Origin of the sequence: Nonomuraea sp. B10E15, from assembly GCF_039871615.1 — a bacterium.
In the GTDB taxonomy this organism is placed as follows: Bacteria; Actinomycetota; Actinomycetes; order Streptosporangiales; family Streptosporangiaceae; genus Nonomuraea.
The window spans coordinates 359,219-382,969 of the sequence record NZ_JBDPMB010000004.1 but is presented as its reverse complement, the minus strand read 5'-3'; the positions used below and the strand labels follow the sequence as shown (position 1 = coordinate 382,969).

The 23,751-nt window shown below is 72.4% G+C and carries 20 protein-coding genes; 9 read left to right on the top strand and 11 right to left on the bottom strand.

What is annotated here, in order from left to right; genetic code table 11:
* Nucleotides 1-52: 52 nt before the first annotated feature.
* Entirely contained in the window at nucleotides 53-1,177 is a 1,125-nt protein-coding gene (locus ABGB14_RS17390; protein WP_347644692.1) for a PP2C family protein-serine/threonine phosphatase, read from the bottom strand.
* A gap of 281 nt (nucleotides 1,178-1,458) precedes the next feature.
* Here ABGB14_RS17390 and ABGB14_RS17385 point away from each other — a divergent pair, with 281 nt between their 5' ends.
* The 3 genes from ABGB14_RS17385 (at nucleotide 1,459) to ABGB14_RS17375 (ending at nucleotide 3,461) form a co-directional block, all read left to right on the top strand.
* Nucleotides 1,459-2,304 carry an NAD-dependent protein deacetylase gene (locus ABGB14_RS17385; RefSeq protein WP_347644691.1) on the top strand — a complete coding sequence of 282 codons (846 nt, stop codon included), beginning with the start codon at nucleotides 1,459-1,461 and terminating at the stop codon, nucleotides 2,302-2,304.
* A 46-nt stretch (nucleotides 2,305-2,350) separates the two neighbouring features.
* On the top strand, nucleotides 2,351-2,728 hold the full coding sequence (locus tag ABGB14_RS17380) for a YchJ family metal-binding protein (RefSeq protein ID WP_347644690.1): 378 nt from the start codon (nucleotides 2,351-2,353) through the stop codon (nucleotides 2,726-2,728).
* A 295-nt stretch (nucleotides 2,729-3,023) separates the two neighbouring features.
* Nucleotides 3,024-3,461 (top strand): NUDIX domain-containing protein, encoded by a 438-nt coding sequence (locus ABGB14_RS17375; protein ID WP_347644689.1) that lies wholly within the window; start codon nucleotides 3,024-3,026, stop codon nucleotides 3,459-3,461.
* Nucleotides 3,462-3,465: 4 nt separating this feature from the next.
* Here the strand turns inward: ABGB14_RS17375 and ABGB14_RS17370 are convergent, their stop codons facing one another.
* The 5 genes from ABGB14_RS17370 to ABGB14_RS17350 form a co-directional block, all read right to left on the bottom strand.
* Entirely contained in the window at nucleotides 3,466-4,296 is an 831-nt protein-coding gene (locus tag ABGB14_RS17370) for an SAM-dependent methyltransferase (protein WP_347644688.1), read from the bottom strand.
* Between the two features lie 120 nt (nucleotides 4,297-4,416).
* Entirely contained in the window at nucleotides 4,417-5,412 is a 996-nt protein-coding gene (locus tag ABGB14_RS17365) for a LacI family DNA-binding transcriptional regulator (protein ID WP_347644687.1), read from the bottom strand.
* Entirely contained in the window at nucleotides 5,409-6,293 is an 885-nt protein-coding gene (locus tag ABGB14_RS17360; protein WP_347644686.1) for a carbohydrate ABC transporter permease, read from the bottom strand. The genes ABGB14_RS17365 and ABGB14_RS17360 overlap by 4 nt, the downstream gene beginning before the upstream one ends.
* Complete coding sequence (locus ABGB14_RS17355; RefSeq protein ID WP_347622212.1) at nucleotides 6,293-7,177, bottom strand: sugar ABC transporter permease; 885 nt, start codon at nucleotides 7,175-7,177, stop codon at nucleotides 6,293-6,295. The genes ABGB14_RS17360 and ABGB14_RS17355 overlap by 1 nt, the downstream gene beginning before the upstream one ends.
* Nucleotides 7,174-8,487, bottom strand: a complete 1,314-nt coding sequence (locus ABGB14_RS17350; protein WP_347644685.1) for an extracellular solute-binding protein — start codon at nucleotides 8,485-8,487, stop codon at nucleotides 7,174-7,176. The genes ABGB14_RS17355 and ABGB14_RS17350 overlap by 4 nt, the downstream gene beginning before the upstream one ends.
* 177 nt (nucleotides 8,488-8,664) lie before the next feature.
* On the opposite strand from ABGB14_RS17350, the gene ABGB14_RS17345 reads away from it, so the two are divergent.
* From ABGB14_RS17345 to ABGB14_RS17320, 6 genes are all read left to right on the top strand, one after another.
* The gene (locus tag ABGB14_RS17345) at nucleotides 8,665-10,668 is read left to right on the top strand and encodes a beta-galactosidase (protein ID WP_347644684.1); all 2,004 of its coding nucleotides are present in this window, start codon (nucleotides 8,665-8,667) and stop codon (nucleotides 10,666-10,668) included.
* Nucleotides 10,665-11,783: an arabinogalactan endo-1,4-beta-galactosidase gene (locus ABGB14_RS17340; RefSeq protein WP_347644683.1), complete on the top strand. Its 1,119-nt coding sequence runs from the start codon at nucleotides 10,665-10,667 to the stop codon at nucleotides 11,781-11,783. The genes ABGB14_RS17345 and ABGB14_RS17340 overlap by 4 nt, the downstream gene beginning before the upstream one ends.
* A 61-nt stretch (nucleotides 11,784-11,844) precedes the next feature.
* Nucleotides 11,845-12,492 (top strand): nitroreductase family protein, encoded by a 648-nt coding sequence (locus tag ABGB14_RS17335; protein WP_347644682.1) that lies wholly within the window; start codon nucleotides 11,845-11,847, stop codon nucleotides 12,490-12,492.
* A gap of 54 nt (nucleotides 12,493-12,546) precedes the next feature.
* Entirely contained in the window at nucleotides 12,547-13,587 is a 1,041-nt protein-coding gene (locus tag ABGB14_RS17330; RefSeq protein WP_347644681.1) for a hypothetical protein, read from the top strand.
* 33 nt (nucleotides 13,588-13,620) lie between these two features.
* Nucleotides 13,621-14,607 (top strand): acetylxylan esterase, encoded by a 987-nt coding sequence (locus tag ABGB14_RS17325; protein ID WP_347644680.1) that lies wholly within the window; start codon nucleotides 13,621-13,623, stop codon nucleotides 14,605-14,607.
* A gap of 74 nt (nucleotides 14,608-14,681) precedes the next feature.
* Entirely contained in the window at nucleotides 14,682-15,512 is an 831-nt protein-coding gene (locus tag ABGB14_RS17320; protein WP_347644679.1) for an SAM-dependent methyltransferase, read from the top strand.
* Here the strand turns inward: ABGB14_RS17320 and ABGB14_RS17315 are convergent.
* From ABGB14_RS17315 to ABGB14_RS17295, 5 genes are all read right to left on the bottom strand, one after another.
* A complete protein-coding gene (locus ABGB14_RS17315; protein WP_347644678.1) occupies nucleotides 15,509-16,900 on the bottom strand; it encodes a GH1 family beta-glucosidase in 1,392 nt (463 codons plus the stop codon). The two genes, ABGB14_RS17320 and ABGB14_RS17315, sit on opposite strands and share 4 nt — an antisense overlap.
* Nucleotides 16,897-19,236 (bottom strand): alpha-xylosidase, encoded by a 2,340-nt coding sequence (yicI, locus tag ABGB14_RS17310; RefSeq protein WP_347644677.1) that lies wholly within the window; start codon nucleotides 19,234-19,236, stop codon nucleotides 16,897-16,899. The genes ABGB14_RS17315 and yicI overlap by 4 nt, the downstream gene beginning before the upstream one ends.
* A gap of 78 nt (nucleotides 19,237-19,314) precedes the next feature.
* The gene (locus ABGB14_RS17305; RefSeq protein WP_347644676.1) at nucleotides 19,315-21,324 is read right to left on the bottom strand and encodes a beta-galactosidase; all 2,010 of its coding nucleotides are present in this window, start codon (nucleotides 21,322-21,324) and stop codon (nucleotides 19,315-19,317) included.
* Nucleotides 21,321-22,361 carry a LacI family DNA-binding transcriptional regulator gene (locus ABGB14_RS17300; protein WP_347644675.1) on the bottom strand — a complete coding sequence of 347 codons (1,041 nt, stop codon included), beginning with the start codon at nucleotides 22,359-22,361 and terminating at the stop codon, nucleotides 21,321-21,323. Before ABGB14_RS17300 ends, ABGB14_RS17305 begins: the two co-directional genes overlap by 4 nt.
* A 165-nt stretch (nucleotides 22,362-22,526) precedes the next feature.
* Complete coding sequence (locus ABGB14_RS17295) at nucleotides 22,527-23,489, bottom strand: arabinan endo-1,5-alpha-L-arabinosidase (protein WP_347644674.1); 963 nt, start codon at nucleotides 23,487-23,489, stop codon at nucleotides 22,527-22,529.
* Between the last annotated feature and the right edge of the window lie 262 nt (nucleotides 23,490-23,751).

The following is a 23,751-nucleotide window of genomic DNA, read 5'->3' as shown; positions in this document are numbered from 1 at the left end:
CCATGGAACACGTGTCCGATGTGTGGAGGTACGCGCCGATCGCCGGGCCGGTTCACTCGCCGGCGGGCGCCGTTCCCCGCGCCGCTACCCGGGCCGTCCTGCGCAGGGTGAGGATGGCGACGTCGTCGCGCGGCGTCCCGCCGGTGAACTCCCGCAGGTCCGCGCCCACCGCCTGCGCGAGCCTGGCGGGCGGGTCGGCGGCCCACGCGCGCAGGCGCCGCCCGAGCGGGTAGAACGTGCCGCCGGAGTCGCGCGCCTCGGTGACGCCGTCCGTGCACAGCAGCAGCGTCGCACCCGGCGGGAACGCGAAGCGCGCCACCGCCCGCGGCTCGGCCGCCAGCGCGGCCAGGCCCAGGGGCACGGCGGGGTCGCCGAGAGGCACCTGGCCGGCGTCGCCGTCGCGGATGACGTACGGGGCCAGGTGCCCGCAGTTGATGGCCTCGACCTCCGTGTCGCGGCCGATGTCGAGCACCAGCGCGGTGACGAACCGCTCGCGTTCCCCGGTCTGGGTGGCGAACGTGTTCTGCCTGACCACGGACTTCTCCAGCGCGTCCACGACGCCGGCGAGCGTGGCCTCGCGGTAGGCGGCCTCCCTGAACGAGCCGAGCACGACCAGCGCCGTCCCGATCGCCGGCAGGCCCTTGCCCTGCACGTCGGCGATCAGCACCCGCATGCCGTCACGGGTCGCGGCCACTTCGTACATGTCGCCGCCGACCAGCGTGTCCTCCGTCGCCGGCTGGTAGAGGCCGTCGACCTCCACGTCGGCGGTGCGCAGCGGCAGCGGGCGCACGATCAGGCGTTGCAGGGCGGAGGCGGACGAACGCAGCCGGTCGACCTCCTCCTCGCGCCGCACCCGATAACGGCACCCGACCACGCTCAGCACCCCGAACAGCGCCGTGAACCCGGCCGCGATCAGGTTGTCGTCCAGCTCCGCGCCCAGGAAGTAGGTGGTGCCCGCCACCACCAGCAGCACCCACGCCGAGGCGGCGGCCGTCTGGCGCACCGTGCCGAGACCCGAGACGATCGCCGGCAGGAAGATCAGCAACGGGAACAGCCGGACCGCCGTGCCGGTGACGAGGTCCAGCCCGATGACCACGGCCGTGACGAGCAGCACGCCCGCCGCGAACGCCGGCGTCGGGATCCTGGGCCGGCCCGGCCGCCGCCGTTCACGCGCCACGACCGTCCCTCATGGGCCTGCGACGTCGTGCGTCGCGGGGCGGGAACGCGGAACGGCGTCGTGCATCGCGGGGAGGGAACAAGGAACGGCCAGGCACTGTCGTCTCCCGAGGTCGTCGATGGCGATCGGTAGCATACCGTGCATCTAACGTTACCGTCTGATATCGCCGCCGGTCGGGGTGCGAGCGTGAGCGGACCGGACCCGGCAGGTGGAACAGCGGTCCCGCCGGAAGCCAGGGCGGGCGGGTGAGGCACGGTGCGGGGTCGGGCACCATGGATGGTGTGACGACGACGACCGCGGAGCTCGCGGAGCTGGCCGGGCTGGTCGCCCGGGGCGGGGTGGCGGTGCTCAGCGGCGCCGGCCTGTCCACGGAGTCGGGCATCCCCGACTACCGGGGGCCGACGGGCCGCTCGCGCCGCGCCGAGCCGATGACGTACCAGAAGTTCGTCGGCAGCGCGGAGGCGCGGCGGCGCTACTGGGCGCGCAGCCACGTCGGCTGGCGGCAGATCGGCGACGCGCGGCCCAACGCCGGGCACCGGGCCGTGGCCGAGCTGGAGCGGCGCGGACTGCTCGCCGGCATCGTCACCCAGAACGTCGACGGGCTGCACCAGGCGGCGGGCGCGCTGCGGGTGATCGAGTTGCACGGCGGGCTCGACCGGGTCGCCTGCCTGTCGTGCCGGGAGCGCACCTCCCGGGCCGAGCTGGAACGCCGGCTGCGCGAGGCCAACACCGGGTGGGCCGCCTCGGGCGCGATCAACCCCGACGGCGACGCCGTGCTCACCGACGCGCAGGTGGCCGGGTTCCAGGTCGTCGACTGCGCGGGGTGCGGCGGGCTGCTCAAGCCCGACGTCGTGTTCTTCGGCGAGAACGTGCCCAGGCCCCGCGTCGACGAATGCTTCGCCACGGTGGCGGGGGCGCGGGCGCTGCTCGTGCTCGGCTCCTCGCTCAAGGTCAGGTCGGGGCTGCGGTTCGTCACCAGGGCCGCCGAGCTCGGCATCCCGATCGCCATCGTCAACCAGGGCCCGACCGGCGGCGACGCCGACGCGACCCTCACCGTGGACGCCCCGCTGGGCCCCACGCTGTCCGGCCTCACCGCACGACTCGGTGAGATCACTCGGGCGGGGTAGCGGCGGGGCGGCTCGGCGAGGGCACGCGGGCGGCACAATGGAGCGCATGGCACCTCGTTCCTGCCCCTGCGGCCTGCCCACCCCCTACCAGGACTGCTGCGGCAGGTTCCACCGGGGCGAGGCGGCCGCCGCCACCGCCGAGCAGCTCATGCGGTCGAGGTTCAGCGCGTTCGCGACGGGCGACGAGGCCTACCTGCTGCGCACCTGGCATCCCTCCACCCGCCCGGCCCGCCTCGGGCTCGACAGGAAGATGCGCTGGGTGCGGCTGGAGGTGCTGGAGAGCACCGGAGGCAGCGTCGTGCACACCGAGGGCACCGTACGCTTCCGCGCCCACTACGTCGAGCGCGGGCGGGCGGGGGAGCAGGAGGAGCACAGCAGATTCGTCCGCCTGGACGGACACTGGGTCTACGCGGGCGCTTCGTGAACCGTCACGAACGATTCAATGGATTCCTGAAGTGATCGAAGAAATGCGAACGTCACCGGAGAACGTCGAGTCGTGTGGTCCATGGGCGAGAGCCGGGCGGGGCGCGCCAAGCCTTGACGGAAGGCGGTCAGAGGCCGGGGTGGTTGCCGCTGGGTGTCCTTTTCTGCGGGAAAAGCGGCCTTTGAGTGTGGGGGTGGGCTGCGCTCGCGCCGGTAGAGTCGCGAGAGGCGATCTTGTCCTGGGCTCGGGTGCCCGGGCACGCCTCACGCCCGTCGACGCGAAGGATGCTCCCCGTATGACCGGACTCGCCGTCAGAGTCACCGCCGGCGTCGTGCTGCGCGATGCCGATGGTCGCATCCTGCTCATGCGGCGCGCGGAGGACGCCACGTGGGGCATCCCGGGCGGCGGTCTGGAGCCGGGGGAGTCGTGGAGCGAGGCCGCGCTCCGCGAGTGCAGGGAGGAGACCGGGTGGGAGGCGCGCATCGACGGCCTGCTCGGCATCTACAGCGACCCGGCCACGCAGGTCCACCGCTATCCCGGCGGTTCGCTGCGGCACTTCGTCGGAGCCGTCTTCCTGGGCACGGCCCTGGCCCGGACGGGAAACGGTGACGGGGAAGCCGCCGAGCTGCGCTGGTGCGCCCCCGGCGCCCTGCCCGAGCCGCTGTTCGCCCCTGACGTGCCGGTGCTCCGGGACGCGCTGGCCGCCGGCCTGCGCCTTCCCGTGATCGGGTGAGCCGTCAGGGTTTGCGGGCCACCGCTCCGACGAAGGTGTGGTACGTGATGCCGGGCTCCGCCTGGTCGCCGGGTTCCGGCCGCCATTCCGGCACGGGCACGAGGCCGGGTTCCAGGAGGTCCAGCCCGTCGAAGAAGGCGAGGATCTCCTCCCGGGTGCGCCACCGCCCGGAGCCCAGGCGCTCGTGGAAGAGCCGCTCCGCGGTGTACGCCTGCCTGGACACCTCAGGGCGCGCCTGGCCGGGGTTGCAGAAGTGGGAGACGGCCAGGTGGCTGCCGGGCGCCAGGCGGGAGACGATCCTCGAGACGATCCCCGCCGGGTTCGCCGCGTCCGGCAGGTGGTGGAGGATCGCGAACATCAGCAGCCCCACGGGCTCGCCGAAGTCGATGAGCTTGCCGATCTCGGGGTGGCCGAGGATCTCCTCGGGCTCGCGGAGGTCGGCCTCGACGACCGTGGTGGTGTCGTCCACGGCGAGCAGCGCGCGGCCGTGCGCGAGGACGATCGGGTCGTGGTCGACGTACACCACGCGCGTGCCGGGGGCGCAGGCCTGGGCGATCTCGTGCACGTTGCCCTGGGCCGGCAGGCCGGACCCGAGGTCCAGGAACTGGCGGATGCCGGCTTCGGCGGCCAGACAGCGGACCACGCGCTTGAGGAACTCCCTGTTGGCCCGTGCCGCCTCGGGCGCGTCGGGGGCGACCTCGAGGGCCAGCCGGGCGAGCTCGCGGTCGGACGCGTAGTTGTCCTTGCCGCCGAGCATGACGTCGTAGACGCGGGAGACGCTGGGTCTCGTGGTGTCCACCTTTCGCGGCGGGCGCTCCGGCTCGCTTTCGGCCAATCGTCGGCTCCTTTGGGAACGTCGCGAAGACGACTGGCGCGATCATACTGCTGAATTGGCGGTATTTACGGATTTTCGAGGATTCGGGTAAAGGTTTGTCAGCAATGGTGTCAGGAGGGGTCAGGCCGACTCGCGGATGACGAGTTCGGTGGGCAGGATCACCGGCTCGAGCTGCCCGGCCCCGTCGATGAGCGCCAGCAGCAGGCGGATGGTCTCCTGCGCCATTTCGGTCAGCGGCTGGCGGATCGTGGTCAGCGGCGGATGCGTGGACACGGCCACCGAGGAGTCGTCGAACCCGCCCACCGCCACGTCGTCCGGCACGCCGCGCCCGGCCGCCCGCAGCGCCGCCAGCGCGCCCGCCGCCATCAGGTCGGAGGCGACGAACACGGCGTCGATGTCAGGGGCGCGCTCCAGCAGCCCGGCCATCGCCCGCTCGCCGCTGGCCTGGGTCCAGTCGCCGTGGGCGATCAGCTTCGAGGTGGCCTTGCGGCCCAGCACCTCGGCGAACCCCTCGAGCCGCTGGATGCCGCCCGGCGTGTCCATCGGCCCGGTGATCATGGCGATGCGCCTGCGGCCCTGGGCGACGAAGTATTCGGTCATCTGCCGGGCGCCGAGCCGCTCGTCCGCGGCGGCGTACGGGATGACGTTCTCGTGGCCGATGACCGCGCCGCAGGAGACGGCGGGCGGCCCGGAGCCGAGCGCCTCCACGAGGGGGTCGCCCGCGTGCGTCGAGACCAGCAACACGCCGTCCGCGTGGCCGCCGCGCACGAAGCGCACCACCCGCTCGCGCTCGGCCGCGTCGCCGGCCAGCATCATGACCAGCGACAGGTCCCGCTCGGCCAGCATCTTGATGGCGACCCGGATGAGCGTGCTGTAGTTGGGGTCCTCGAACAACTTCTCGTACGGCTCCGAGAGCACCATCACGACGGATCCGGTGCGCTGGGTGACCAGGCTGCGGGCGGCCCGGTTGACGACGTAGCCCGTCTCGGAGATGGCCCTCTCGATGGCCACGCGTGCCGCCGGGCTCACGTACTTGTCGCCGTTGAGCAGGCGGGACACCGTGCCGCGGGACACGCCCGCGGCGGCGGCGACATCGTGGATCGTGGGGCGTTTCACTTGACGGCTCCGGAGGACAGGTCGGTCTTCCAGTATCGCTGCATCGTGAGGAACAGCGCGATCAAGGGCACGATCGACAGCAGCGCGCCGGTGAGGATCAGGTTGTAGAGGGCCGGCTGGTTGGCCCCGGCCGCCAGCAGCGTGTAGAGGCCGACGGTGAGCGGGAACTTGCCGTCGTCACCGAGCATGATGAACGGCAGCAGGAAGTTGTTCCAGATGGCCACGAACTGGAACAGGAAGATCGTCACCATGCCCGGCACCATCAGCGGCAGCGCCACCCGCGTCATCAGGTGTCCCTCGCCGGCCCCGTCGATCCGCCCGGCCTCCAGCAGCGAGTCGGGGATCGCCGCGGCCGCGTAGACGCGGGCCAGGTAGATGCCGTACGGGTGCAGGATCTGCGGCAGCAGCACGGCCCAGTGGCTGTCGGCCAGGCCGATCTCGGAGAACAGCAGGTACTGCGGGATGGCCAGCACCACCGCGGGCACGAGGATGCCGCCGATGAGCAGGTTGAAGATCGCGTTCCTGCCGGGGAAGCGGTATTTCGCCAGCGCGTACCCCGAGACGGCCGAGACGGCGGTCGACAGCAGCGCGCCGCCGCCCGCGTAGATCAGCGTGTTGGCCGCCCAGAGCCAGAACACCCCCTCGCGGTAGGCGAACAGCTCCGCGACGTTGTCGAAGAAGCCGGTGCCGAAGGAGAGCGTCGAGGTGCTGAACAGCTCGCCGGGCGACTTGGTGGCCGCGATCAGCACCCAGAACACCGGGAACAGGCAGTAGATCGCGCCGAGGAGGAGCAGCGCCGTGGGCGCCACCCCCCACGGCCCGCGCGCGGACGCGCCGCGCGCGCGGCGGCGGTGTGCGGTGGCGGCGGTGACCCCGGCCATCAACCCTCCCTGAAGGCGCGGTCGCGGACCACGCGCAGGAACCCGAACGACAGGACGAGAGAGATCGCCGCGATGACGATCGAGGTGGCGGCGGCCGAGTACAGGTCGCCGGTGACGAACGCGTCGCGGTAGACCTTCATGAGCGGGCTCCACGTGGAGCTGATCGTGTTCGTCAGCGGCCGGAGCGCGGTGGGCTCGGTGAACACCTGGATGGTCGCGATGATCGAGAACACCGTGGTGAGGACGATCGCGGGCGCCAGCATCGGGATCTTGACCCGGAGGGCGATCTGCACCTCGGAGGCGCCGTCGAGGCGCGCGGCCTCGTACAGGTCGCGGGGGATCGCCCGGAGCGCGGTGTAGAGCACGAGCATGTTGAAGCCGGTCCCGCCCCACACCGCCACGTTCGCCATGGAGTACGTGACCGTGGTCGCGCCCAGGTAGTCGACGTCGAGGACGGTCCTGAGCGGGCTGAGCGAGGGCAGGTAGAGGAAGCCCCACAGCAGGGTGGCCGCCACCCCCGGCACCGCGTACGGCAGGAAGATCGCGATCCGGGAGAAGCGGGCAAGCCGCACCCGCGCCGAGTCCAGCAGCAGGGCGAACAGCAGCGCCAGGCCGAGCATCACGACCAGCACCAGCGCGCCGTAGCCGAGCACCCGCAGCCAGCCCTGCCACAACTCGGCGTCGGCCAGGGCGGCGGCGAAGTTGTCGAACCCGACGAAGACCTCGCGCCGCGCGCCCTTGCCGAGCCCCAGCCCCGACACCTTGGTCCGGCGCATCGCGAGGTGGACGGTGTAGGCGATGGGCACCGCGAGGAAGAGCGTGAACAGCACGATCGCGGGGGTCAGGAACAGGTACGGCCACGCTCCCCTGCCCGGCCGCCTCATGACGCGATCTGGAAGCCGGACTTGCGCATGTCGGCGACCGTGGCGTCCTGCATGGCCTGCACGGCCGCGGAGAACGGCGTGCCGTCCTGCAGCGCCTTGTCGAAGCCGTCCTTGAAGGCGTTGTACGTCACGCCGACGTTCGGCCCGAAGGTGAAGCCGCGCGCCCCCGCGGACACGGCGGCGGCCTGCTGCCAGAAGTCGGGCTGGTTGGAGAAGTAGCCGGGCGCCTCACCGAGGGCCGACTGCGCCTTGGTCGCCGCCGGGTAGATCGCGGCCTCCTTGACGAGCAGGTCGATGGCCTTCTGGTCGGTGTTGAGCCACGTGGCGAACTTCGCGGCGGCGGCCTGGTGCGGCGTCCTGGCCGACACGGCGGTGGACGAGCCACCCCAGAAGCCGCTGAAGCTCTCGCCGGCGTTCCACTGGGGGAGCGGCGCGACGGCCCACTTGCCCTTGGCCTTGGGCGCGTTGCTCGACAACACGCCCGGCGCCCACACGGCCGACGGCCAGGTCAGCAGCTTGCCGTCGTTGAGCGCCTTGTTCCATTCGGGGGTGAAGTACGGCATGTCGTCGATGGCGCCCTCATCGACCAGACCGCCCCAGTAGTCGGCGACCTTCCTGGTGGGCTCGTCGGCGACGTCGACCTTCCACGACTCGCCGCTGATCGACCACCACTGGGCGCCGGCCTGCTGGGCGAGCCCTGTGAACGCTCCCGGGTCCTTGCTGGAGAACGTGGCGAGGTACGCGTCGGGGTCCTTCTTGCGCACCGTGCGGGCCGCCTCGGCGTACTCCTGCCAGGTCTTCGGGACCTCGATGCCGTACTCGTCGAAGAGGTCCTCGCGGTAGAAGAGCATCATCGGGCCGCTGTCCTGCGGGATGCCGTAGACCGCGTCGGTGCCGAGGGTGACGAGGTTCCACAGGCCCGCGGAGAACTCGCCCTTGATGGGGGCGGCCGCGGCCTTGAGATCGGCCACGGCGTCGGCGGCGATGAACGACGGCAGGTGCTGGTATTCGGCCTGCACCAGGTCGGGCGGGTTGCCGGCCTTGGCGGCCGTGAGGTATTTGGCGGCCGCGTCGTCGCCGCCGGCCTGCTTGCTGACCGTCACCTGGATGTCGGGGTTGGCGTCGTTCCAGACCTTGACGATCTTGTCCATGTTCGGGGCCCAGGTCCAGTACGTGAGCTTGACGGGCCCCTGGGGAGCGGCCGTGGCAGGCGCCGCCTCGGGGCTCTCGGCGGGCTCGCCGGACCCGCAGCTCGCGAGGGCAGCCGTGAGGGCGACGGCCAGGGCTGCTCCAAGGCGGTTGGCGCGCATGCGTACCTCCAGAATGTCTGTGAACGTGCACAGAGTGGAGGAGCGCGGAAATCGCCGTCAAGAGGTTGTTACGCTCTCGTTAATCTTCCGCGTTTGCAGGAATTTGCAGGGGGCCGTTTCCCTCTTTCGGGATCTGCCTTACTGTGCACGTTCACAGAGAGTTTTCGAGGGGGATGGATGTATCCGGAGCGTCCTGCCGGTATCGCCTTTGGCGGGGACTACAACCCAGAGCAGTGGCCGCGCGAGACTCTCGACGAGGACGTGGCCCTGATGCGCGAGGCCGGGGTCAACCTGGTCAGCCTGGGCATGTTCTCGTGGGCGTTGACGGAGCCCGAGGAGGGGCGCTACACGTTCGGCTGGCTGGACGAGGTCATCGACCGGCTGCACGAGGCCGGCGTCGCGGTCGACCTGGCCACGCCGACCGCCGCGCCGCCCGCCTGGTTCGTCGCCCGCCATCCCGACGTGCTGCCGGTGACCAGGGAGGGGACGCGGATCGGGTTCGGCGGCAGGCAGAGCGCCTGCTCCAGCGCTCCGGCCTTCCGCGCGGCGACCGCGCGCCTGGTGCGCGCGCTGGGGGAGCACTACCGCGGCCATCCCGCCGTGGTGATGTGGCACGTGCACAACGAGTACGGCGCTCCGCTGGGCGAGTGTTACTGCGAGCACAGCGTGGCGGCCTGGCGCGGCTGGCTCCGCCAGACGTACCGCGACATATCCGCACTGAACGATGCCTGGGGCGCCACGTTCTGGGGGCAGACCTACACCGACTGGTCCGAGATCGACGCCCCGCGCGCCAACCACACGGTGCTCAACCCGGCCCAGCGGCTCGACTACGCCCGCTTCAGCGACGGCCAGCACCGCGAGCACTACGTGCTCCAGCGCGACATCCTGCGCGAGCTCACCCCGGGCGTCCCGGTGACGACGAACTTCGCCGGCACCGTCAACTGCAAGTCCACCGACCTGTGGCGGTGGGCCCGCGAGGTCGACGTGATCGCCAACGACCACTACCTGAAGGCCGAGCTGCCCGACAACCACATCGACCTGGCGATGTCCGCCGACCTGGCCCGCTCGGTGGCCGGCGGCGAGCCGTGGATGCTCATGGAGCACTCGGCGGGCGCGGTCAACTGGCAGCCGCGCAACCTCGCCAAGCGGCCGGGGGAGCTGCGCCGCAACAGCCTCGCGCACGTCGCCCGGGGCTCGGACAGCGTGCTGTTCTTCCAATGGAGGGCCTCGCGGTTCGGGGCGGAGAAGTTCCACTCCGGCCTGGTCCCGCACGCCGGGACCGATTCCGCGCAGTGGCGCGACGTGGTGCGGCTGGGCGCCGACCTGCGCGCGCTCGCCGGGGTCAGGGGCGGCCGGGTGCGGGCCGAGGTGGCGATCGTCTGGGACTGGGAGTCGTACTGGGCGCTGGAGCTGGACTGGCGGCCGTCGGTGGACCTGGCGTTCCGGGAGCGCATGGACGCCTTCTACGAGGCGTTGTGGCGGGAGCATGTCACGGTGGACTTCGTCCACCCTTCTGCCGATATTTCGGGATATCGGGTGGTGGTCGCGCCCAGCTCGTACCTCCTCACCGAGGCCTCCGCCAAGAACCTGCACCGGTACGTCGAAGCGGGCGGCAACCTGCTCGTGTCGTACTTCTCCGGCATCGTCGACGAGCACGACACCCTCCACCCGGGCGCCTACCCCGGCGCGCTGCGCGAGCTGCTCGGCCTGTCGATCGAGGAGTTCCACCCGCTGCGCGAGGACGAGACCGTCGAGCTGGCCGGCCGGGAAGGCATCACCGCCCGCGTCTGGTCGGAGCGGGTCCGCCCGGCCGGCGCGGTCACCGTACGCGCCTTCGCCGGCGGGCCCGACGCGGGACACCCCGCCCTCACCCGCCACGACCTCGGCGGCGGAACGGCCTGGTACCTCGCCACCGCTCCCGTCACCGGCCTGCGCCGGCTGCTCGCGCACGTGCTCGACCACGCGGACGTGTCCCGGCCGCGCGGCCTCCCCGACACCCTGGAGCTGGTGCGCAGGGGCGGCCACGTCTTCCTGATCAACCACGGCGACGAGCCCGTGACGGTCGAGGGGGTGAGCGGCGTCAGCGTGTTCGACGGCGTACGGCACGACGGCGCGGTCACCGTCGCGCCCGGCGCGGTCACCGTCGTCGTGGAAACCCCCACCCCTGAGGAGACCCGATGAAACGGATACTCGCCGCACTGCTGTTACTCGCCGCCCCCATCGTCCAGCTCGCCGTCGTCCAGCCCGCGCATGCCGGCACCTCCAGGGCGGCGCTGCAGATCAGGGGCGCCGACGTCTCCAGCCTGGCCAAGTCGGAGGCGCTCGGCGGCGTCTACCGCGACGCCCGCGGCCGCAGGGGCGACGCGCTGGGCATCCTGTCGCGGGCCGGGCTCAACCACGTCAGGCTCAAGGTCTGGGTGAACCCGGCCGACGGCTACAACACCAAGACCCAGGTGCTCGACCTCGCCAGGCGGGTCAAGGCCCAGGGCATGAAACTCCTGGTCGACTTCCACTACTCCGACACGTGGGCCGACCCGGGCAAGCAGTTCAAGCCCGCCGCCTGGGAGTCGCTGCCGTTCGACCGGCTCAGGCAGGCCGTCCACGACCACACGTACGACGTGCTCGACGCGCTGCGCCGCCAGGGCACCACGGCGGACATGGTGCAGATCGGCAACGAGATCAACGGGGGCCTGCTCTGGCCCGACGGCTCCACCTCCACCTGGCCGAACACTGCGGCGCTGCTGAACGCCGGGTACGACGCGGTCAAGCGGGTGTCGGGCTCGACCAAGGTCGTGCTGCACCTGGCCGACGGCGGCGACAACGGCCTCTACCGGTGGTGGTTCGACAACGCGAACGCGAACGGCGTGCGCTACGACGTGATCGGCATGTCGTACTACGCCTACTGGCACGGCACGCTGGAGACGTTCAGGGCCAACATCAACGACGTGGCCGTCAGGTACGGCAAGCCGGTCGTCGTGGTCGAGACCGCGTACCCGTTCACGACGGCCGACGACGACGGCTGGGCCAACATCATCACCGCCGGCGAGCCCTACCCGGGTTACCGGGCGACCCCGGAGGGGCAGGCGGCGATGCTGGCCGCCGTGGCCGACATCGTCCGCCGGGTGCCGGGCGGCCTGGGTCTCGGGCTGTTCACCTGGGAGGCCACGTGGACCGGCGTGCGCGGCAACGGCTGGGACCCGGCCGACCCGTCGTCGGGCAACGCCTGGGAGAACCAGGCCCTGTTCGGCTATGACGACCGGGCGCTGCCCGCGATGGAGACGCTCGGCCGCCTGTGAAGGGCAGATCCGGGTCGAAGGGGTCCTCCGGATCACGCGGCCAGGTTGACATGATGGCCGTATGACGATCACACCGCTGAGCCCGGACGCGCTGCTCACCACCACCCGCAGCGTGCGCAAGCGCCTCGACCTGACCCGTCCCGTGCCGCCGGACCTGGTGCGCGAGTGCCTGGAGATCGCGCTCCAGGCGCCCAGCGGCAGCAACCGGCAGGGCTGGCACTGGCTGGTGGTGACGGATCCGGAGCTCCGCGCGGCGATCGGCGGCTACTACCGGCGCTCGTTCGGCGCGTACCGGACCTCGGGCGGCTCGGCCGGGTCGTTGTTCAAGGACGACCCGGCGCGGGCCGCCACCCAGCGGCGGGTCTCCGAGAGCGCCGACTACCTGAGCGAGCGCATGGGCGACGTGCCGGTGCTGGTGCTCGGGTGCATCCACACGCCCGGCGGGCTGCCCGAGGGCAACCAGGCGGGGTTGTGGGGTTCGCTGCTGCCAGCCGCGTGGAGCTACATGCTGGCCGCCCGCGCCCGCGGCCTCGGCACCGCCTGGACCTCGCTGCACCTGGCGTACGAGAGCGAGATCGCCGAGCTGCTCGGCATCCCCGCCGACGTACGCCAGGGCGTGCTCATCCCCACCGCCTACTACACGGGCGAGACGTTCAGGCCCGCGCAGCGGCAGCCGCTGGACGAGGTGCTTCACCTCGATCGCTGGTAGGAGCACAGCCGGGAGGAGCACAGTGGAAGGCATCACCTACGTGAAGGAGAGCCCGTGACCCCCCTGCCCACGCTGCCGACGTCGCTGGTCGGAAGCTACGCCCAGCCCGAATGGCTGATCGACCGCGCCAGGCTGGCCGAGCGGTTCCCGCCGCGGGTGCGGGCCAAGGAGTTGTGGCGCGTCCCGCCCGACCTGCTCGCCCAGGCCCAGGACGACGCGACCGAGCTGGCGATCAGGGCCCAGGAGCGCGCCGGGCTGGACATCCTCACCGACGGCGAGATCCGGCGCGAGAGCTACTCCAACCACTTCGCTACCGCTCTCGACGGCATCGACCTCGACAACCCCGGCACGGCGCTCGACCGCAGCGGCCACCCCAACCCGGTGCCGCGCATCGTCGGCCCGATCCGCCGCGCCCGCCCGATCGAGGTGGACGACCTGCGTTTCCTGCGCGCCCACACCGGCCGCACGATCAAGATGACGGTGCCGGGGCCGTTCACGATGAGCCAGCAGGCCCAGAACGACCACTATCCCGACGCCGAGGCGGCCGCGATGGACTACGCGGCGGCGGTCAACGCCGAGATCCGCGACCTGTTCGCGGCGGGCGCGGACATCGTCCAGATCGACGAGCCGTACATGCAGGCCCGGCCCGAGCAGGCGCGCTCCTACGGGCTGGCCGCGCTGAACGCCGCCCTCGACGGCGTCACCGGCACGACGGCGGTGCACATCTGCTTCGGCTACGCGGCGATCATCCACGAGCGGCCCGAGGCGTACTCGTTCCTGCCCGAGCTGGCCGGCTGCCCCGTCGAGCAGGTGTCGATCGAGACCGCCCAGTCGGGTCTCGACCTGGGGGTGCTGTCGGACCTGAAGGACAAGACGGTCATCCTCGGGGTGATCGACCTGTCCACGCCGGACGTCGAGCCGGTCGAGGTGGTGGCGGATCGGGTGCGCAGGGCGTTCGACCGGGTGCCGCCCGAGCGCGTCGTCATCGCCACGGACTGCGGGATGAAATATCTGCCCAGGGAATCGGCGGCGGGCAAGATGCGCGCCATGGCCGGCGCGGCGCGCCTGCTGCGCGGCGAGCTCGGGCTCTCATGACCGCCGCCGGCGCGGCTCCTGCATCATGATCGTATGAACCGCACCGCTCACCCGGGCAACCAGGGCGTCCAGGTGGACCACGCCTACCCCTTCGACCCGACCCACGGCTACGACCTGGACGCCCTGCTCGCCGTCCCCGTCCCCGAGGAGCCGGACGATTTCGCCGCGTTCTGGCAGGGACTGCGCGCCCGTGCGGCGGCGGTGGACGTGGACGCCTGGGCGGGCCCTCCGGAGGCGGAGGCGGACGGCGTGGTCGTGCGTCCCGTGCGCTACGCCTCGCTCGGCGGGGTCCGCCTGGGCGGCTGGCTCACCGTTCCCGCGGACGGCCGGGTCACGCGCGGCTGCGTGGTCGGCCACGGCTACGGCGGGCGCGACCGTGTCGGCCCGCTGCCGCTCACCCGGGGCACGGCGGCGATCTGGCCGTGCGCGCGTGGCCTCGGCGCCCGCGGCACGCAGCCCGGCATCCCCTCCGACGCCGCGCGGCACGTCCTGCACGGCATCGAGGCCAGGGAGTCCTACGTGCACGGCGGCTGCGCGGCCGACCTGTGGTGCGCGGCGACCGCCCTGCTGGATCTCGTGCCCGAGGCCGCGGGCAGGCTCGACTACCTCGGCGCCAGTTTCGGGGGCGGCATCGGCGCACTGGCGCTGCCCTGGGACGACCGTTTCACCGCCGCCGCCCTCGTCGTCCCCAGCTTCGGCGCCCATCCCGTGCGCCTCACCCTGCCCTGCACCGGCAGCGGGGAGGCCGTCCGCGCCAGGCACGCGAGCCACCCGGAGACGGCCGAGGTGCTGAGGTACTTCGACGCGGCCACGGCCGCCGCCCGGATCACGATCCCGGTGCACGTGGCCGCCGCGCTCTTCGACCCGGCGGTGCCGCCGCCCGGCCAGTTCGCCGTCCACAACGCGCTGGCCGGCCCCAGGGAGCTGCACGTGCTGGAGACCGGCCACCACGACCACCCCGGTGTGCCGGCGGCGGAGAGGAGCCTGGCGGCGTCCCAGCGGGCTTTCCTTTGCTCATGAAAAGTCTGCATATAGCGGGGTGCCGACTTAGGATCATGGGCCTGACCCCCCTATGACCATCCGAGGAGCCGGCAGTGTCCGAGAGCGAGCAGGAAAGCCCCCCGCCCGGTATCGACACCAGCAAGCCCAGCGTCTCCCGCGTCTACGACCACATGCTCGGCGGCAAGGACAACTACGAGGTAGACCGCCAGATGACCGCCCTGGTGCTCAAGGTCGCGCCCGACGCGCCCGAGGCGGCCAGGGCCAACAGGGAGTTCCTCCGCCGCACCGTACGCCACCTGACCGCGCAGGCCGGCATCCGCCAGTTCATCGACCTCGGCTCGGGCCTGCCGACGCAGGGCAACGTGCACGAGATCGCCCAGGCCGTCGCCCCGCGAACCCGCGTCGTCTACGTCGACCACGACCCGATCGTGCTCGTGCACGGCCGCGCGCTGCTGGCCGTCGACCAGACCACCACGATCATCGAGGCCGACGCCCGCGACCCGGAGGCCATCCTCGCCGACCGGAAGGCGCGCGGCCTCATCGACTTCTCCGAGCCGGTCGGGCTGCTCATGTTCGGGATCCTGCACCACCTCGGTGACGACGAGGATCCGGCCGGCATCGTGGCCCGGCTGGTCCGGCCGCTCGCCCCGGGCAGCCACCTGGTGATCTCGCACTTCTGCAACCCGGGGGAGGCCATGCCCGAGGTGTCGCGGCAGGCGTACGCGGCGGAGAAGATCTTCAACGAGCACCTGGGCACCGGGCGCTGGCGCGCCCGCGAGGAGATCCTCGCCTTCTTCGACGGGCTGGAGCTGCTGGAGCCCGGCCTGGTGCCGCTGCCCGAGTGGCGGCCCGGCGCCGACGACCACGCGACGCCGGGCATCACGTACCACACCTTCGTCGGAGGCGTGGCCCGCAAACCCTAGGAGGGCAGCTTGCCGGTGGCGACCACCTCGCGGTACCAGTGGGCGCTGTCCTTCCAGGTGCGCTCCATGGTGTCGCGGTCCACCCGCACGATGCCGAACCGCTTGGCGTACCCGTGCGCCCACTCGAAGTTGTCCATCAGCGACCACACGAAGTAGCCGCGCACGTCCGCGCCGGCCGCGATCGCCTCGGTCACGGCCGTCAGGTGGCGGTGCAGGTAGTCGACGCGGCGCTCGTCACGGACGCGCCCGTCGGCGTCCACGACGTCGGCGAACGCGGCCCCGTTCTCGGTGATCATCAGCGGCAGGCCGGGGTTGTCGCGGTGCAGCCGCAGCAGCAGCTCGGTCAGGCCGGTCTCGTCGATGTTCCAGCCCATCTCGGTGTACGGCCCCGGCTGGCGGACGAACTCGACGTCCTCGCACGCGATCCACGGCGAGGCCGCTCCGTCCTGGTGCCCGTCGGCGGTCTCCCGCTGCGCGGAGCCGTCCCACTGGCGTACCAGGGTGGGGTTGTAGTAGTTGACCCCGAGCACGTCCAGCGGCTGGCACGCGGCCGCCTCGTCGCCGTCGCGCACGAACGACCAGTCGGTCACCGAGGCGGTGTCGGCGATGAGGTCGCGCGGGTAGGCGCCCTCCAGCATGGGGCCGAGGAACGCCCGGTTGGCCAGCGCGTCCGCGCGCCGTACGGCGTCGGCGTCGCGCTCGGACACGCCGCGCACGTGGTGCAGGTTGAGCGTGACCGACATCTGCGCCGACGCGGCGGCGGTCGTGCGCAGCGCCTGGACGGCCAGGCCGTGGCCGAGGTTCAGGTGGTGCAGGGCGGCCAGCGCGGCGGCGGGCTCGGTCCTGGCCGGGGCGTGCACGCCGGAGGCGTAGCCGAGGTAGGCCGAGCACCACGGCTCGTTCAGCGTGATCCAGGTGCGCACGCGGTCGCCGAGCGCGTCGCCCATGAGCCGGGCGTACTCGGCGAAGCGCATGGCCGTGTCGCGGTGCGGCCAGCCGCCGGCGTCCTCCAGTTCCTGCGGCAGGTCCCAGTGGTAGAGCGTGGCCACGGGCGCGATGTTCCTGGCGAGCAGGCCGTCGACCAGCCGGGAGTAGAAGTCCATGCCGGGCGCGTTGACCGGGCCGCTGCCGCCGGGCTGTACGCGCGGCCAGGAGATGGAGAACCGGTACGCGCCGACGCCGAGCGCGCCCAGGAGGTCGAGGTCCTCCTCGAGCCGGTGGTAGTGGTCGCAGGCCACGTCGCCGGTGTCGCCGCCCGCGACGAGCCCGGGCGTGTGGGAGAAGGTGTCCCAGATCGACGGGCCTCTGCCGTCCTCGTTCCAGGCGCCCTCCACCTGGTAGGCGGCGGTGGCGGTGCCCCACAGGAAGTTCTCGGGGAAGGTGGTCATTCTGCTCCTCGGAGGATGATCTCGATGTCGTCGGTGTCTGGCCCGGCGGCCACCCGCACGCCGCCGGGCGTGGTCTCGAGGTCGGGGTGCCGGGCCTCGCGCACCCCGGCGAGCAGCAGGTTCCAGGGCATGGGCGCGCCCTGGACGCGGCGGGCGCGGATCCGCTCGCCCGCGCGCGCGACCTCGAACACCGCCGCGTCGCCGCCGTCCGCCGCGGGCACGGTGACCGTACGGCTCCGGCCGTCGGCGAGCTGGTGGACCCGCAGGGTGACTCCGTCGGCGTAGTCGTAGTCGGGCCGGTCGTCGCGGGCTCCGATCGGCAGCACCGCGCCGGGCCGCACGAGCAGCGGCAGGCTGTCGAACCCGTGCCGCTCGGTACGCCAGCCGGGCCCGATGACGGACCCGATGACGGACTCGGTGACGGTCTCGCCGTCGAGCAGGCGGGTCCACACCCCGTCAGGGACGTAATACGAAATGTCGCCGTCAACGGACATCACCGGCGCCACCAGCAGATCCGGCCCCAGCATGTACTGGGCGTCCAGGTGGTCGCAGGCCCGGTCACCGGGGAACTCCAGCTGCATCGCCCGCATCACCGGCACGCCCTCGCGAGCGGCCTGGACGGCGGCGCCGTACAGGTAGGGCATCAGCCGGGCCTTGAGCCGGGTGAACGCGCGCAGCACGTCGACCGACTCCTCGTCGAACAACCACGGCACCCGGTAGGACCCGCTGCCGTGCAGCCGGCTGTGCGACGACAGCAGCCCGAAGGCCACCCACCGCTTGAACACCGCCGGATCGGGCCGCCCCTCGAACCCGCCGATGTCGTGGCTCCAGAACCCGAACCCGGCCAGGCCGAGCGACAGGCCGCCCCGCAGCGACTCGGCCATCGCCTCGAACGTCGACTCGCAGTCGCCGCCCCAGTGCACCGGCATCCGCTGCCCGCCCACGGTGGCCGACCTGGCGAACACCACGGGCGCGCCCCGCTCGGCCAGCACCCGGTGCACGGTCTCGTTGTAGACGAGGCTGTAGTAGTTGTGCATCCGCTCGGGGTCGGAGCCGTCGGCGTAGACGACGTCGGTCGGGACGCGCTCGCCGAAGTCGGTCTTGAACGCGTCCACCCCCATGTCGAGCAGCCCGCGCAGCCTGCCCGCATACCATTCCCTGGCGGCGGGCGAGGTGAAGTCCACCAGCGCCCGGCCGGCCTGCCAGTGGTCATCCTGCCAGACGGTCCCGTCAGGGCGGCGCAGCAGGTGCCCGGCGGCCGCGCCCTCGTCGAACAGCGCCGACGCCTGCCCGATGTACGGGTTGATCCACACGCACACGCGCAGCCCGCGCTCCTTGAGCCGGCGCAGCATGCCCTCCGGGTCGGGGAACACCTCCGGGTCCCACTCGAAGTCGCACCACCGGTAGCGCCGCATCCAGAAACAGTCGAAGTGGAAGACGCTCAGCGGCAGGTCCCGCTCCGCCATCCCGTCCACGAACGACGTCACCGTGGCCTCGTCGTAGTCGGTGGTGAAGGACGTCGACAACCAGAGCCCGAACGACCACGCGGGCGGCAGCGCGGGGCGGCCGGTCAGCGCCGTGTAGCGGCGCAGGATGTCGGCCGGCCCCGGCCCGTGGATGACCAGGTATTCCAGGTCGTGGCCCTCGGCGCTGAACTGCACCCGCGACACCGACTCCGAGCCCACCTCGAACGACACCCGGCCGGGATGGTTGACGAACACGCCGTAGCCGCGGTTGGTGAGGTAGAAGGGCACGTTCTTGTAGGCCATCTCGCTGCTGGTGCCGCCGTCGTCGTTCCAGACGTCCACGGACTGCCCGTTGCGCACCAGGGGGCCGAAGCGCTCGCCGAGCCCGTACACGAGTTCCCCCGCGCTCAGGCGCAGCTGCTCGACCATGAAGTGCCGGTCATCGGCGTCGTGCATCACGCCCAGGCTCTTGCCGGCGCTGCGGGTCAGCTCGCGGCCGCCGGCGCTGAACGTCATCTCCCACGGCGCGTCCCTGCGCACCCGCACGGTGAGGGCGCCGCTGGTCAGGCTCGCGCTCTCGCCGTCCACGGCGACCCGCACGTCCGGGCGCTCGTCGCGCACCTCGAAGGCCGGCGCGTCCGGCACCGATCCGGCGAAGTGCACCGTACGGACCCTGATCACGTCCGGCATGGGGGACGACAGGTCCAGCCGCAGCACCGGGCCGTCGAGGGTGTGGCCGCGGCGGGTGATCTCCCTCGTCGGGGCGAGCACCCGCAGCGAACCGGCGTCCTCGGTCACGTCGTGGGCCGAGGCGGCGTAGTCGCCGCGCACCCCGGGGCGCATCCGCCAGTAGCCGTCTTTGAACTTCATCGGGATCGTGGCGCGGCGTCCGCCGCCGTCAGGACCGGCGGGAGGCGCCGCCCCTCCTTTCGCAACAGTGAGGGGGAGTTATTCCGCGTGGGGGCGCAGCGCGACGACGTCGCGGGGAGCCAGCGTGACCTCGCCGCCCGCGACGGCTCCGGTCAGCAGGTCCTCCGCCTGCCAGGGGATGGGCACGACGGCCGTCCCGGCGCCGTGGTTGAGCAGGAACAGCACGTCGCCGCGGCGTACCGCCTCGACACCGGGCGGCAGCCGTGGCAGCGCGCCGGCCACGCCGGCGTCGGCCAGCGCCCGCTCGATGATCTCGCCGAGCGCGGCGGCCTCGGGCATGGTCGCCACGTACCAGGCGACGCCGTCGCCGGCGCGATGCCGCAGCACGGCGGGGCCGCCCGCGAGGTCGCCGCCGGCGAACTCCGCCACCGCCTGCGCGCCCTCGGCCGCCACCAGCTCCGTCCAGGTGTGCGCGGTGAAGGCGGCGCCTCCGGCCCACCGGCAGTGCACCGGCACGTCGTCGGGCGCCGGCCGCCACTCCTCGCCGGACGCGCCCAGCACCTCGCGCAGCGGCGCGGGGAACCTGCCCGTACGCACGTGCGAGCGTTCGTCCACCACCCCGGAGAACGGCCCGACCACCAGCACGCCGCCGCCGCGCGCGTAGGCGGTCAGCGCCGCCGCGTCCCGGTCGCCGACGAGGAACAGGTTCGGGACCACCACCAGCGCGTAGCCGGACAGGTCGGCGGAGGGCGGCACCACGTCCACGCTCACGCCGCGCTCCCACAGCGGCAGGTAGTAGCTGAGCAGCTGGCCGGTCGCGTCGAGGCGGTCGCTGGGGCGGCCGCGCTCCTCCAGCGCCCACCAGCTCGCCCAGTCGAACACCATCGCCACCCGCGCGGGAACCGGCGTGCCCGCCACCGAGGCGAGCCCGCGCAGCTCCCGGCCGTGGGCGCGGACCGCCGCGTGCAGCCGCGTGTCCGGCCCGGCGTGCGGCACCATCGCGGCGTGGAAACGCTCGGCGCCGAACCTGGAGGCCCGCCACTGGAAGTAGCAGAGCCCGTCCGCGCCGCGGGCCAGCGCCTGCAGCGACTCCAGCCGGAACTGGCCGGGCGGTTTGGGCAGGTTGTGCGGGCGCCAGTTGACGGCGCTCGTGGCCTGCTCCATCAGCAGCCACGGCCGGCCCCCCGCGAGCCCGCGCATCAGGTCGTGGGTGAGCGCCGTGCGCGCCGGGGCCAGCGGGTCGCCCGGCTCCGGATACCAGTCGTTGGAGACGACGTCCTCCTCGCCCGCCCACGACCAGTAGTCGACCGGCTTGAACAGCCCCATGAAGTTCGTGGTCACCGGCGTGCCGGGGGTGTGCTCCCGCAGGAGGTCACGTTCGGCCCGGTAGTGCTCCAGCAGCGCGTCGGAGCAGAAGCGCCGCCAGTCGAGGCGCTGCGACGGGTTGATGATGTACGGGGCCAGCCGCGGGGGGACGATCTCGGCCCAGTCGCCGTAGCGCTGGCTCCAGAACGTGGTGCCCCACGCCTCGTTGAGCGTCTCCAGGTCGCCGTAGCGCTCGCGCAGCCAGGCGCGGAACGCGGCCGCCGACTCGTCGCAGTGGCAGACCTGGCCGTACTCGTTGCCGACGTGCCACAGGGCCAGCGCCGGGTGGCCGGCGTACCGGGAGGCCAGGGCGGAGACGATCGACAGGGCGCGCTCGCGGTAGACGGGCGAGGAGGGGCAGAACTGGTTGCGCGCGCCGTACCAGAGCCGGTGCCCCGACTCGTCGACCGGCAGCGTCTGCGGCCAGCGGTGCCCCAGCCACGGCGGCGGCGAGGCGGTGGGGGTGGCCAGGTCCACCGCGACGCCGTTCTCGCCCATGAGGTCGAGCACCCGGTCCAGCCAGCCGAAGTCACGCACGTCCGGCTCGGGTTCGAGCCTGGCCCAGCTGAACACGCCGACGGTGACCAGGTTGACCCCGGCCGCGCGCATCAGCTCGGCGTCCTGCGCCCACACCTCCTCCGGCCACTGCTCGGGGTTGTAGTCGCCGCCGAACAGCAGCCCGCGGCCCGCGGTGAGCGTGTGCATCCCCAGCCGTGCGGTCATGCCCGCCTCCTCCCGTCCCGCCCGGTCGTCCGTGGGGGCGCGGAGCTGTCGCCGGCCACCAGCCGGCAGGGCACCAGCCGCTGCTGGGGCGGCCCGTCGCCGCGCAGCCGGTCGACGAGCATGCGCGCGCCGAGCCTGCCGAGCTCCGTGCCGGGCGGCTCCAGCGTCGTCAGCCTGGGGTGGAACATCTCCGCGACCCGGGCCGACGACAACACCAGCATCAGGGTCAGGTCGTCGGGGATCCGCCATCCGCGCGCCGCCACGGCCGCGATCACCCCGACCGCCGCGTGGTCGTCCATCACGGCCAGCGCGGTCACGCCGGGGTGCGCGTCCACGAGCCGCTCGAACGCCTCGCGGCCCTCCTCCGCCGACCCCGGGCGGTAGCCGTCCACATAGCCGATCCCGGCCGCCCGCGCGGCGGCCGCGAACTCCTCGCCGGCGCGGACCGCGGGGCCGTAGCCGGCGGCGTACGCGTCGGCGGAGAGGTTGAAGAAGGCGAGCGCGCGATGGCCGAGCGCGGCCACGTGCGCCACGGCGGACCTGGCCGTGGCCGCGAAGTCGATGTCGGCGTAGTCGATCGAGCCGGGGTCCCTGGTGCGCCCGATCATGCTGAACGGCACGCCCGCCGCCGACAGGAAGGACGCCCGCTCGTCGTCGAGGCCGACCTCCATGAGCAGCACCCCCTCGACCAGCCCGACGCCGGTGAGGTGGCGCAGCTCCTCGATCGGGTCGGCGTGCTCGGGGGAGAGCAGCAGGTGGTGGCCCAGCTCGCGGGCCGCCTCGGCGGCGCCGGTGGCGAACTCCATCTCCGTCAGGCCGAAGCCGCTGCGCGGGGCGGGGTACAGCAGCGCGAGGATGCGGGTGCGCTTGCTCTGCAGGCCCCTGGCCAGCAGGTTGGGGCGGTAGCCGAGCTCGGCCGCGGCCTGCTCGATGCGCCGCCTGGTGCCGGCCGCGACCGGCCGGGTCCCGTTGAGCGCGGCCGACACGGTGCTGATCGCGACCTGCGCGCGCTCGGCCACGTCTCGTAATGAGGACATCCTGCTCCCGACCCTGGGCACGCTCGGCCGGAGGGGCCGATACGGTTGTCGAAACGTTTCGCACAACGTAGGGTCCGTTTTGTGTGGATGTCAATGGTCTTGATTCGGATGTCCAGAAAGGCGGCCCCGGCCGCGCAGGCGTGACCGGGGCGCGCCCGCGGGGCTCTAGTGCACGTACGGCCAGCCGCCGGAATCCCAGCCGAGGAGGTTGATCCCGAGCTTGGGCGTACCGTTGTCCGCGCCGTCGTAATAGTGGTAGACGAGCAGGTCGCCGTCGACGTCCCGCATGATGCTCTGCCCGCCGGGGCCGACGAACCGGCCGTGCGTCTCCAGGACCGGCGTGCCGCCGCCGCCCAGCATGGGCCGCCCCGAGCGGTCGACGTACGGGCCGGTCGGGCTGGTGGAGCGGCCGACCTTGACCTTGTACGTGCTGCTCGTGCCGGCGCAGCACCGGTCGTAGGAGGCGAACAGGTAGTAGTGGTCGCCGTGCCTGACGATGTGGGGCGCCTCGACGGCGCGGGGCGCGTCGGGGCGGGTGGCGAGGTGGTGGAGCGTGCCGTCGCCGGGAAGCCGCTTGCCCGTCGAGGGGTCCAGCCGGATCATCCGGATGCCGCTCCAGTGGGAGCCGAAGCTCAGCCACCACCGGCCGGAGGCGTCCACGAGCAGGTTCGGGTCGATGGCGTTGTGGTCGGAGCTGGTCGTGGTCGCATAGACGACGCCCTGGTCGGTCCACGAGCCCGGCTGCCCGGTCGAGCTGGTGGCCAGGCCGATCGCGGAGTGGTTGGAGCCGAAGCTGGAGACCGCGTAATAGAGCAGATAGCGCCCGCCGTGCTGGGAGATGTCCGGCGCCCACGGATCGTTGCCCGAGGAGTAGGCGCGCCACCACGACGGCGGCGTGCGGAAGGCGGATCCGGCGCGGGAGAAGGCGATGCGGTCGGTGGAGGTGCGCGCCTCCAGGTAGCCGTGGGTGGAATAGAGCACATATCCGGTCGAGGTGCGGATCATCGTGGGGTCGTGGACGACGACGTCCCCGGTGACGTGGCCGGGGTCGGGGTAGGCGAAGGCCGTGCTCGCGAGGAGCGCGAGCGCGGCCGACGAGGTGCCGATCAGACGTGCGAGGCGACGCACAGGGGTCCTCCTTCGGGGGCGGCCGTGCCGCCGTTCGTGGTCCGCCTGCCTGACGCTGCGCCGCACGACATGTAAACCCCGCCTCTGACGGACGTCAACCGCCGCGTGAAACTTTCACGGCCGTCCGGGCGCGCTCCGCGGGGACCGGCCCCGGGCCTTGACAGGGACGCCGGCCAAGCCTACGTTCGAGCTGCTTCGCCCTCTCTGTTAGCGCTAACAGTGCCTGCCGCGCTGCGCCACAGCGACAACCCGGCACCCGCGC

What these genes read in the sequence shown, in the direction of transcription:
- ABGB14_RS17300 (WP_347644675.1), bottom strand. Translation starts at nt 22,361, where the DNA reads ATGTCCTCATTACGAGACGTGGCCGAGCGCGCGCAGGTCGCGATCAGC.
- ABGB14_RS17325 (WP_347644680.1), top strand. Translation starts at nt 13,621, where the DNA reads ATGAACCGCACCGCTCACCCGGGCAACCAGGGCGTCCAGGTGGACCAC.
- ABGB14_RS17340 (WP_347644683.1), top strand. Translation starts at nt 10,665, where the DNA reads ATGAAACGGATACTCGCCGCACTGCTGTTACTCGCCGCCCCCATCGTC.
- ABGB14_RS17345 (WP_347644684.1), top strand. Translation starts at nt 8,665, where the DNA reads ATGTATCCGGAGCGTCCTGCCGGTATCGCCTTTGGCGGGGACTACAAC.
- ABGB14_RS17335 (WP_347644682.1), top strand. Translation starts at nt 11,845, where the DNA reads ATGACGATCACACCGCTGAGCCCGGACGCGCTGCTCACCACCACCCGC.
- ABGB14_RS17315 (WP_347644678.1), bottom strand. Translation starts at nt 16,900, where the DNA reads ATGACCACCTTCCCCGAGAACTTCCTGTGGGGCACCGCCACCGCCGCC.
- ABGB14_RS17360 (WP_347644686.1), bottom strand. Translation starts at nt 6,293, where the DNA reads ATGGCCGGGGTCACCGCCGCCACCGCACACCGCCGCCGCGCGCGCGGC.
- ABGB14_RS17375 (WP_347644689.1), top strand. Translation starts at nt 3,024, where the DNA reads ATGACCGGACTCGCCGTCAGAGTCACCGCCGGCGTCGTGCTGCGCGAT.
- ABGB14_RS17350 (WP_347644685.1), bottom strand. Translation starts at nt 8,487, where the DNA reads ATGCGCGCCAACCGCCTTGGAGCAGCCCTGGCCGTCGCCCTCACGGCT.
- yicI (WP_347644677.1), bottom strand. Translation starts at nt 19,236, where the DNA reads ATGAAGTTCAAAGACGGCTACTGGCGGATGCGCCCCGGGGTGCGCGGC.
- ABGB14_RS17355 (WP_347622212.1), bottom strand. Translation starts at nt 7,177, where the DNA reads ATGAGGCGGCCGGGCAGGGGAGCGTGGCCGTACCTGTTCCTGACCCCC.
- ABGB14_RS17305 (WP_347644676.1), bottom strand. Translation starts at nt 21,324, where the DNA reads ATGACCGCACGGCTGGGGATGCACACGCTCACCGCGGGCCGCGGGCTG.
- ABGB14_RS17380 (WP_347644690.1), top strand. Translation starts at nt 2,351, where the DNA reads ATGGCACCTCGTTCCTGCCCCTGCGGCCTGCCCACCCCCTACCAGGAC.